This is a genomic window from Bilophila sp. 4_1_30 (assembly GCF_000224655.1).
Taxonomy (GTDB): Bacteria; Desulfobacterota; Desulfovibrionia; order Desulfovibrionales; family Desulfovibrionaceae; genus Bilophila; species Bilophila wadsworthia.
Window position 1 is genome coordinate 310,369 of the sequence record NZ_JH114232.1, and the last position, 9,501, is coordinate 319,869.

Here is a 9,501-nt window from a genome sequence, read left to right on the forward strand (position 1 = left end):
GAGAGCGCCCCCTTTCCCCCTCCCCAAACCCCTCCCTATCCCCTTCAAAGACTTTTGACCTTATCGAATCCCTGTTTCCAGCCTTCGCCGGAAATGGGGAAGCTTTTTTTGAAATGGATTCAAAACATTCAGGATATGCGGCGGACACCCGTAGAGCCGCAGTGACGAGCCCGGATGAAACGGGCATGGGCTGAAGACTGCCGGCCCTGATGCGCTGAAAAACCCTGCCCGCAATACGTGTTCCTTACGGCAGACGCAAGAGCGCGTCCCGAAGCTACCTTAAACGGACTGCAACCGCTGATAAAAAACAGGCATGGGGGGACGTGGAGCGGTGTGCCCTTCACCGGCAAGGCGTCATTCCTTCTTTTTCGAAACGATGCCCTCAAGCTTGCTCATCTTCTCGCGGAGGCTGAGCAGAACAATGCGATCCTGCGGCTGGATGACGGTCTGGCCGGAAGGGATGAACGCCTCGCCGCTCCGGATGACCCCGAGCAGAAGTATCCCCTTGGGCAGGCCAAGCTCATGCACACGCTTCCCGGCGACAAGGGATTCCTCATCCACCAGAGCCTCGAGCATTTCAGCGGCGTCGCCGCCCACGGAGACGCTGGAAAGCACCTTCCCTTGCCGGATATACTGCAAAATACTGTTCACGGCGGACAAGCGGGGGCTCACGCTGTGCGCGATGCCGATGGCTTCCACGAGGGGGAGGTAGGCGGCCTTGTTCACGCGGGCCACGGTTTCCTTCACGCCGAGGGATTTCGCCAGCAGGCAGGACAGGATGTTCGATTCCTCGTCGCCCGTCACCGCGATGAAGGCGTCCATCTGATCAATATGCTCTTCCTGCAGGAGGGACTTGTCCGTGCCGTCGCCGTGCAGGACCAGCGTACCCTGCAGCTGGTCCGCCAGCTGTTCGCAGCGCTCCTCGCTGATGTCGATGAGCTTGGTGTCCACGCCCTTGTTCTCAAGGAGCCGCGCCAGACGCAGGCCGATGTTCCCGCCGCCCACGATGCAGGCCGTGCCGAGGCTGCCCCGCGTCTTGTGCAGCGCCCGCAGCAGTGCCCGCTGGCTGGTGGGCTTGTAGGCGAAATAGACGGTGTCCCCCGCCTTGATGACGTCGGAGCCGGAAGGGACGATGAGCTTCTGGCCACGGGCGATGGCCCCGACCATGATGCCGTCGTCCTGCACGATCTCCCGGAAACGGGTCAGCGGCTGCTCAATGAGCGGGCCGCTCTCCACGCGCATCCCGACCATACGGATGAACCCGTCGGCGAGCTGGCCGTACTCCACGGCTCCGGGCAGCGTGAGAAGGCGCTCGATGGAGCGGACGATCTCCTGCTCCGGGTTGATGAGCATACTGATTTGCAGGGACCCGCTGCCGAGCAGCTGGGGATAGGCGGTGTACTCTTCCGTGCGTATCCGTGCCAGTTTCATGGCTTTCGGGGCGATGGTGTTGGCGAACAGGCAGGCGACGATATTGGTTTCGTCGCTGTCGGTCACGGCCAGAAAAATAGCGGCGTCGCCCGCCCCCGCATTCTTGAGAACCGATGGGATGGAGCCGGACCCGAGCACGGTCTGCACGTCCATGTTGTCTTCTATCCTGCGGAGCTTGTCCGGGTTCTGGTCAATAACCACAACCTGCTTCTGCTCTTCGGACAGGCGTTGCGCAATGTGGAACCCCACTTCCCCCGCTCCCACGATGACGATCTTGAGTTCTTCAACTTTCTGGGGAGCACGACGAAACAGCATAAAGCCTCCAACAACGCCTATAGGATGGATTTTGCTCTGAAACAACAGTTCATCGCAAGGATTCAGACTACCGCAGTGTAGCGTAAAACATCCGGGGGGAAAACTAGAAAAAGCGCCCGCAACCCGCATGAGCACTCGCCAACCCGACCTTTACGCTTGCCTTCTCAACGCAGCCATTTTAAAAGAATGTACTATTCATCCTTTCTGCTTTTATGGAGCCTCCACTGCTATGGACATCCCTCTTCTTCCGGACATCGTCGCCATTTTCTGCCTTTCCATCGGCGTCCTGCTCGTCTGCCACCAGGTCAAAATCCCGCCCATCGTGGGGTTCCTGCTGACCGGCGTCCTGTGCGGCCCCACGGCCCTGGGGCTCGTCCAGAACCCCCACGCGGTCGAACTGCTGGCGGAGATCGGCGTGGTCCTGCTGCTGTTCTCCATCGGCCTTGAAATGTCCGGCGAAGAACTCATGCGGCTGAAACGCCCCGTGTTCGTCGGCGGCACGGCGCAGGTGGTGCTGACCGTCGGCGCGTTCATGTGCCTCGGCGTGCTCACGGGCCAGACGTGGCAGCAAAGCATGATGTACGGCTTCCTCGCCTCCCTGTCCTCCACCGCCATCGTGCTCAGCCGCCTCCAGCAGAAGGCGCAGTCCGAATCCCCCCAGGGCAGGCTCGACTTTTCCGTGCTCATCTTTCAGGACATCGCCGTCGTCCCCATGATGCTCGCCATCCCGATCCTCGCCGGGCGGGGGGACACGGACCTCGGGGGGATGCTCGTCTCCGCCGGGCGGACGCTGGTGATCCTCGTAGGCGGCTGGGTCCTCGCCCGCCATGTGGTCCCCCGCATCATGCAGCTCGTGCTCCGTACCCGGAGCAAGGAGCTCATGCTCATGACCGTGCTCGGCCTGTGCTTCGCCATCGCCCTCGGCACGGCCTCGCTCGGCCTCTCCCTCGCCCTCGGCGCGTTCCTCGCCGGGCTCCTGCTCTCCGGATCGGAATACAGCCTCAACGTCCTCGAAGGCATCCTCCCCTTCAAGGACGTCTTCACCAGCCTGTTCTTCATCTCCGTGGGTATGCTGCTCGACGTGGGCTTCCTCGTGCACCATCTGGACAAGGTGTTCCTCTTCGCGGCCCTGCTCATCTTCCTGAAATCCATCCTGTCCCTGCCGCCCATGCTGCTGGTGGGGTACCCCCTGCGCGTCTCCATCCTCGCCGCCATGAGCCTCGCGCAGATCGGGGAATTCTCCTTCGTGCTGGCCCGTTCCGCCGTGAACAGCGGCCTCATGGACAACGACGGGTACCAGATGTTCCTCGCGGCGAGCATCGTGACCATGATGCTGACCCCCACGGTCATGGAAATCGCGCCCAAGGTCGCCTCCTTCGTGAGCCGCCACATGCACATGCCCGTCGATGAGGAAGCCGCCGCCCAAAAGGACGAATCCCTCAAGGATCATTTGATCATCGTAGGGTTCGGCGTGGGCGGCAAGCATCTGGCCCGCACGGCGCGCGAGGCGGGCATCCCCTACGTCATCCTTGAAATGAATCCCGATACCGTGTCGCGCTACGGCGGCAAGGAACCCATCCACGGCGGCGACGCCTCCAAGCCCCTCGTGCTGGAACACTTCGGCATCCAGAGCGCGCGCGTCATCGCCGTCGTGATTTCCGACCCCTCCGCCGTCCGGGCCATCACCGCCGTGGCCCGGAAGCTCAACCCCAAAGTGCACATCGTGGTACGTACCCGCTTCCTCGGCGAAGTGGACGCCCTCCGGCGGCTTGGTGCCAACGACGTCATCCCCGAGGATTTCGAAACGTCCATCGAAATCTTCTCCCGCGTGCTCGGGCACTATCTCGTCCCGCGCCAGACCATCGAACGGTTCGTGAACAGCATCCGGCACGAATACTACAACATGGCCCGACAGCTCCGCATGACCGGTATGGATCTGCCCTCCCTCGCTGATGAGGTCCTCACCGGCCTTGAAGTGGTGGCCTGCAAGGTCGAACCCGGCTGCGCCCTCGACGGCAAGCGCCTGATGGATACCTCGCTCCGCAAGAAATACGGCGTCACCGTCGTCGGCATCCGCCACGCCGGGCAGATCATCCCCTCGCCCGGCGGGGACGCCTTCCTCCACGGCGACGATACGGTGTTCCTCTTCGCCTCCCCCGCCTCCCTCACGACCGTCATGCCCTTCTTCCGCACCGATCCCGAACCCGAGAAGGCCGAAGATTTGTAGGGACGGCATACCTCCGCAACAACTAAAAAAATCCAGACATATTGCAGCAAAAAATACGGCATCCCCGAGAACGGTGACTCCGGGAAACTTCCAACAAGGCCCGGGCCGCCAAGCCGCCGCTACCGCGGCCCGCCCCATTTACGAAAGTCTTTGAAGGAAAAAGGGTGGGGTTTGGGGAGGGGGGAAGGGAAACGTGGGGGCGCTCCCCCCTTCTGAAGAAAGTTTCCCTTTCCCCTCCCCAATCTTCACCTCCCCCCACACCTCCAGAGCTTGCGTGCGGGAACGGGCGGGTTTATAGTTGCAGGCTGGCGGCGGCCTGCGGGCCGGAGCCGGGACGTTGTAAAGCATTCCACCGGCAAGGCCGGCTGTCGGGCATCTCCCCAGAGAGGCGAGCGGCCCCAAAACATAGAGGGATATTTGATGAAAACGGCACAGGAAATACGGGCTATGATGCGCGGGGGCAACGCCACGATCGGTACGTGGCTCCAGTTCCCTTCGGCGGACGTTGCGGAAGTGATGGGCGCATCCGGTTACGACTGGGTGGCGGTGGACATGGAACACGGCGCATTCACGCGGGCCATCCTGCCGGACGTGTTCCGCGCTATCGAGCGGGGCGGCTCCACGCCTTTCGCGCGCATCGCGCAGGCTGAACTGCGGCCCATCAAGGACGCGCTGGACTCCGGCGCGCAGGGGCTTGTCTTCCCCATGATCGAATCCCGCGAGCAGCTTGACCGGGCCATCAGCCTCTCGCTGTACCCCGACGCGGGCGGCAGCCGGGGCGTGGGCTATTCCCGCGCCAATATGTACGGCAGGGATTTCGATCCCTATCGCGTGGACGTGGCGAAGGACATCCTCCTTGTCGCGCAGATCGAACATATCCGCGCCGTGGAACAGCTCGACGCCATCCTGTCCCATCCCCGCCTCGACGCCATCATGGTCGGCCCGTATGACCTCTCCGGCTCGATGGGCCTCACCGGGCAGTTTGATCACCCCGATTTCGTCGCCGTGATGGACCGCATCAACGAAGCCTGCAAGCGCCACAACATGCCTATGGGCAACCACGTCGTGCAGCCCGAGCCCGAACGCCTCGCCAAGTGCATCGCCGACGGCTACCGATTCATTGCCTACGGCATCGACGCGGTGTTCCTTCTCCACGGCTGCGCCTGCCCGAAACGGTAAAACGATAATGACGGGGAGGGGAGGAGGAACCTTTCTGAAGAAAGGCTTCCTCCTCCCCCTCCCCCGAACCCCTCCCCTCCACCTCCAAAGACTTTCACCTTTGAAGAGAGGGAAATAAGGTAGGACAAACCTGTATGAAAATCGTTTTCTTCGGCGGTTCCGGCTTTTTGGGATCGCACGTATGCGACAAGCTTTCCGATGCGGGCCACGACGTCACCATCGTCGACCTGCGCCCCTCCCCATACCTGCGCCCCGACCAGAAGATGATCACGGGGAGCCTGCTGGACGAAGATCTGGTCAATACCGTCGTGAGCGGCGCGGACGCCGTGTTCGACTTCGCGGGCCTCGCCGACATCGGCGAATCCAACCAGAAGCCCGTGGAAACCGCGCGCATCAACGTCCTCGGCAACGTCATCCTGCTCGAAGCCTGCCGCAAGGCCGGGGTCAAGCGCTACGTCTTCGCCAGCACGCTCTACGTGTACGGCAAGTCCGGCGGCTTCTACCGGTGCAGCAAACAGGCGTGCGAACTGTATATCGAAAATTATCACGATATGTTCGGCCTCGAATACACGATCCTGCGCTACGGTTCGCTCTACGGCCCCCGCGCCGACCGCCGCAACGCGATCAACCGCTTCGTGGCCGAAGCGCTGGAAAAGGGCACGATCACCTATTACGGCGCGCCCACGGCCCTGCGCGAGTACATCCACGTCGAGGACGCCGCACTCAGCACGGTGGAAATCCTCGGCCCGGAATACGCCAACCAGAACATCGTGCTCACTGGAAACCAGCCCATGCAGGTGGGCGACCTGTTCCGCATGATCGAGGAAATGCTCGGCAAGCCCATTGAAATCAAGTACCAGCACGACCCCAACAGCGGGCACTACCAGATCACGCCGTACGCCTTCATGCCCAAGGTGGGCCGCAAGATGACCCCGCACCTGTCCACCGAACTCGGACAGGGCGTGCTCAAGGTCATGGAAGAAATCCATCAGGAACTGCACCCGGACCTCAAGGAGCTCGGCGGGTATCTGATGGTGGACAAAGCCGACTAACCGACACCGCTCAGGAGACGCCTCATGAATATCATCGCCATTATCCCCGCCCGCATGGGCTCCAGCCGCTTCCCCGGCAAGCCCCTTGCCGACATCCACGGCATCCCGATGGTCGGCCATGTGACCATCCGCACCGCCATGTGCAAAGAACTGTCCTCCACATGGATCGCCACCTGCGATCAGGTCGTGATGGACTACGCCGCCTCCGCCGGGCTCAAGGCCGTGATGACCGCCGACACGCATGTCCGCTGCACGACCCGTACCGCCGAAGCCATGCTCAAGATTGAGGAAATGACCGGGCAGCGCGCCGACATCGTGGTTATGGTGCAGGGCGACGAACCCATGATCACCCCCGATATGATCGACGCCGCCGTCGAGCCCATGCTCAAGGATCCGTCCATCAACGTCGTGAACCTCATGGCCGACCTCGCCACCGAGGAAGAATTTGAAGATCCCAACGAAGTGAAGGTCGTCACCGACCTGAACGGCGACGCCCTCTACTTCTCCCGCGAGCCCATCCCGTCCCGCCGCAAGGGGACCCCTCACGTGCCCATGCACAAACAGGTCTGCATCATCCCCTTCCGCCGCGACTACCTGCTCAAATTCAACGCGATGGACGAGTGCCCGCTGGAAATCATCGAATCCGTCGACATGATGCGCATTCTCGAACACGGCGAAAAGGTCCGCATGGTCCCCACCGACAAGCGGACCCTCAGCGTCGACACGCAGGAAGACCTCGAACGCGTCCGTGAAATGATGAAGGACGACGCCCTGCGTATCAGCTACACGAAGTAACGGGAAGTTGAGGAAGAAGGAACCGGGGGAAGAGAGAAGGGGCCCTTTGAAAGTGTCTCCTGTTCCCCTCCGCCGCCCTCCCCTCATCCTCCCAAACGTTTCAACTGGTGGGGAGGCCGCGCGGCGGCTTTCCCCCTTTTTATTCACATCAGCCTGCCTTTTCAGAATCCGCCGGGGGACGCACGCCAAGGACGAAACCGCGGCTTCCCCCCGCTCATCATCCAACCATAGCCGGGTCAAGGGGGCGCTGCCCCCTTGCGGGTGCAGGGCGGCGCCCTGCCCGCCGGAGGCATATTACCATGAAACACTTCCTCGAAGAGCTCATCATTGCGGCGCTGGCGTGGATCCCGACGGCCGCGGGCATGGGCGCGCGCCTGCTCCTGTGGCGCCCTCTGTTCAAACGCTGCGGCAGGGCCCGGTTCGGCACAGGCATCGCCATGCAGGGCTGCAAAAACATGAGCCTCGCGGACGGCGTGCGCATCGGCAGGGGCTGCCAGCTCTATGCCGAGGGCGGGACGCTGGACATGGGCGAGGACGCGGCCCTGAGCCCCGGCGTGACCGTGGACGCCTCGGGCGGGCTCATCCGCATCGGCAAACAGGTGGCCATCGGCCCCGGAACCGTTTTGCGCGCCGCCAACCATTGTTTTGATAGCCTTGAAAAGCCTATCATGCTACAGGGTCACCTGTACGGAGAAATCGTCATCGAGGATGACGTCTGGATCGCGGCGAACTGCACCATCACCCCCGGAACCCGCATCGGGCACGGGGCCGTGGTCGGGGCGGGCGCTGTGGTCACGCGCGACGTGGAGCCCTACGCCATCGTGGGCGGCGTTCCCGCGCGCGTCATCGGCAGCCGTCGCAAGGATTGATCGCCCAACGTCGCCCCGCACGCCGGAACGGCGTTTCCCATCCAGCCAAAAGGATGTTTCGCCATGAAAATCGCCATCACCACATCTTCTTTCGCCCGATACAGCGACGAGCCGCTGAAGCTGCTCGAACAGGCGGGCGTCGAATACGTCATGAACGATAAGGGCCGCGCCCTGACGGAAGAGGAAGCCATCCAGGTACTGGAAGGCTGCCACGGGGTCGCCGCCGGAACCGAACCGCTCACCAAAAAGGTCATGGACGCCCTGCCCGACCTCAAGGTCATATCGCGCTGCGGCACGGGCATGGACAACGTGGACCGCGCCTACGCCGCCGAAAAGGGCATTGAAGTCCGCAATACGCCGGACGGCCCCACGCTGGCTGTCGCGGAGTTGACATTGGGTCTCATCCTCACCCTGCTCCGCCAGGTGCCGCATCAGGACCGCGAACTGCGCTCCGGCGTCTGGAAGAAGCGCATGGGCAACCTCCTGCACGGCAAGAACGTGGGCATCGTGGGCTTCGGCAAGATCGGCCAGGCCGTGGCGCACCTCCTCGAACCGTTCGGCGTGAACGTCGGCTACCATGATCCCTTTGCCGACGTCCCCGGCTATACGCGCCTTGAGCTCGACGACCTGATGGGCTGGGCGGACGTCATTACCCTGCATTGCCCCAAGACGGAAAACGGCGCCCCGCTGCTCGATCTTGGCCGCCTCTCCCTGATGCGCCCCGGCAGCATCATCCTGAACATCGCCCGCGGCGGCCTCATCGACGAAAAAGCCCTCCTCGGCCTGCTCACCGCCGGGCATCTGGCGGGCGCGGCCCTCGACTGCTTCACCAAGGAGCCCTACGACGGCCCGCTCAAGGAGATGGACAACGTCATCCTGACCCCGCACATCGGCTCCTATGCCAAGGAAGCGCGGATCATCATGGAAACGGACACCATCAAGAACCTGCTCGACGTCCTGTTCCCCGGAGCCTAAGCGTATGGCCCTTTCGCTCATCGTTTTCGACTGCGACGGCGTCATCCTCGAATCCGTGGACGCCAAGACCAAAGCCTTCGCACAGGTGGCGGAGCCGCTCGGCGCGGAAGCCCGCGACCGCCTCGTCCTCTACCATACCCTGCACGGCGGGGTGAGCCGCCGCGAAAAATTCGCATGGCTCTACCGCGAGGTGTTCCACCGGGAAATCACACCCGAGGAAATGGAGAACTGCTGCGCCCGGTTCGTTTCCTGTGCGCTGGACAACGTCCTGAACGCGCCCCTCGTGCCCGGCGTCATGGATGTCCTTGAACGCTGGCACGGACGCGTGCCCATGTACGTCTGCTCCGGCACGCCGCAGGAAGAGCTCCTGTCCGTTCTGGAGCAACGCGGCCTTGCCCGCTACTTCACCGGCATCTGCGGGACGCCGCCCGCCAAGGCGGAACTGCTCAAGGGCATTGTCCGCAAGGAGCGCATCGATCCCGCCGACGCAGTCATGGTCGGTGACGCCACCACGGACAGCGACGCCGCCGAAGCCGCCGAGACGCTGTTTTACGGGCGCGGCCCCTTCTTTGAGAATACCGCCTACCCCCACGGTTCCGATCTGACCGGACTCAACCGCTGGCTGGAAGAACTCGCGGGGAAGGAGTAAAAGATTGGA

At 62.8% G+C, this 9,501-nt stretch carries 8 protein-coding genes; 7 read left to right on the plus strand and 1 reads right to left on the minus strand.

What is annotated here, in order from left to right; genetic code table 11:
- Window positions 1–354: 354 nt before the first annotated feature.
- Entirely contained in the window at window positions 355–1,746 is a 1,392-nt protein-coding gene (trkA, locus tag HMPREF0178_RS08185) for a Trk system potassium transporter TrkA (RefSeq protein WP_009368286.1), read from the minus strand.
- Window positions 1,747–1,975: 229 nt separating this feature from the next.
- On the opposite strand from trkA, the gene HMPREF0178_RS08190 reads away from it, so the two are divergent.
- From HMPREF0178_RS08190 to HMPREF0178_RS08220, 7 genes are all read left to right on the plus strand, one after another.
- Window positions 1,976–3,973, plus strand: coding sequence for a cation:proton antiporter (locus HMPREF0178_RS08190; RefSeq protein WP_009368287.1), 1,998 nt, complete (start codon window positions 1,976–1,978; stop codon window positions 3,971–3,973).
- A gap of 420 nt (window positions 3,974–4,393) precedes the next feature.
- On the plus strand, window positions 4,394–5,152 hold the full coding sequence (locus HMPREF0178_RS08195) for an HpcH/HpaI aldolase/citrate lyase family protein (RefSeq protein ID WP_039958861.1): 759 nt from the start codon (window positions 4,394–4,396) through the stop codon (window positions 5,150–5,152).
- A 134-nt stretch (window positions 5,153–5,286) separates the two neighbouring features.
- Entirely contained in the window at window positions 5,287–6,204 is a 918-nt protein-coding gene (locus HMPREF0178_RS08200) for an NAD(P)-dependent oxidoreductase (RefSeq protein ID WP_009368289.1), read from the plus strand.
- 24 nt (window positions 6,205–6,228) lie between these two features.
- Window positions 6,229–6,999, plus strand: a complete 771-nt coding sequence (gene kdsB / locus HMPREF0178_RS08205) for a 3-deoxy-manno-octulosonate cytidylyltransferase (RefSeq protein WP_009368290.1) — start codon at window positions 6,229–6,231, stop codon at window positions 6,997–6,999.
- 299 nt (window positions 7,000–7,298) lie between these two features.
- The gene (locus HMPREF0178_RS08210) at window positions 7,299–7,868 is read left to right on the plus strand and encodes a DapH/DapD/GlmU-related protein (RefSeq protein ID WP_009368291.1); all 570 of its coding nucleotides are present in this window, start codon (window positions 7,299–7,301) and stop codon (window positions 7,866–7,868) included.
- Between the two features lie 63 nt (window positions 7,869–7,931).
- Window positions 7,932–8,843: a phosphoglycerate dehydrogenase gene (locus HMPREF0178_RS08215; RefSeq protein WP_009368292.1), complete on the plus strand. Its 912-nt coding sequence runs from the start codon at window positions 7,932–7,934 to the stop codon at window positions 8,841–8,843.
- Between the two features lie 4 nt (window positions 8,844–8,847).
- Window positions 8,848–9,492 (plus strand): HAD family hydrolase, encoded by a 645-nt coding sequence (locus HMPREF0178_RS08220; protein ID WP_009368293.1) that lies wholly within the window; start codon window positions 8,848–8,850, stop codon window positions 9,490–9,492.
- Window positions 9,493–9,501 lie beyond the last annotated feature (9 nt).

Bases quoted from the DNA above. Each gene is read 5' to 3' on its own strand.
- trkA (WP_009368286.1), bottom strand. From the start codon at position 1,746: ATGCTGTTTCGTCGTGCTCCCCAGAAAGTTGAAGAACTCAAGATCGTC.
- HMPREF0178_RS08190 (WP_009368287.1), top strand. From the start codon at position 1,976: ATGGACATCCCTCTTCTTCCGGACATCGTCGCCATTTTCTGCCTTTCC.
- HMPREF0178_RS08195 (WP_039958861.1), top strand. From the start codon at position 4,394: ATGAAAACGGCACAGGAAATACGGGCTATGATGCGCGGGGGCAACGCC.
- HMPREF0178_RS08200 (WP_009368289.1), top strand. From the start codon at position 5,287: ATGAAAATCGTTTTCTTCGGCGGTTCCGGCTTTTTGGGATCGCACGTA.
- kdsB (WP_009368290.1), top strand. From the start codon at position 6,229: ATGAATATCATCGCCATTATCCCCGCCCGCATGGGCTCCAGCCGCTTC.
- HMPREF0178_RS08210 (WP_009368291.1), top strand. From the start codon at position 7,299: ATGAAACACTTCCTCGAAGAGCTCATCATTGCGGCGCTGGCGTGGATC.
- HMPREF0178_RS08215 (WP_009368292.1), top strand. From the start codon at position 7,932: ATGAAAATCGCCATCACCACATCTTCTTTCGCCCGATACAGCGACGAG.
- HMPREF0178_RS08220 (WP_009368293.1), top strand. From the start codon at position 8,848: ATGGCCCTTTCGCTCATCGTTTTCGACTGCGACGGCGTCATCCTCGAA.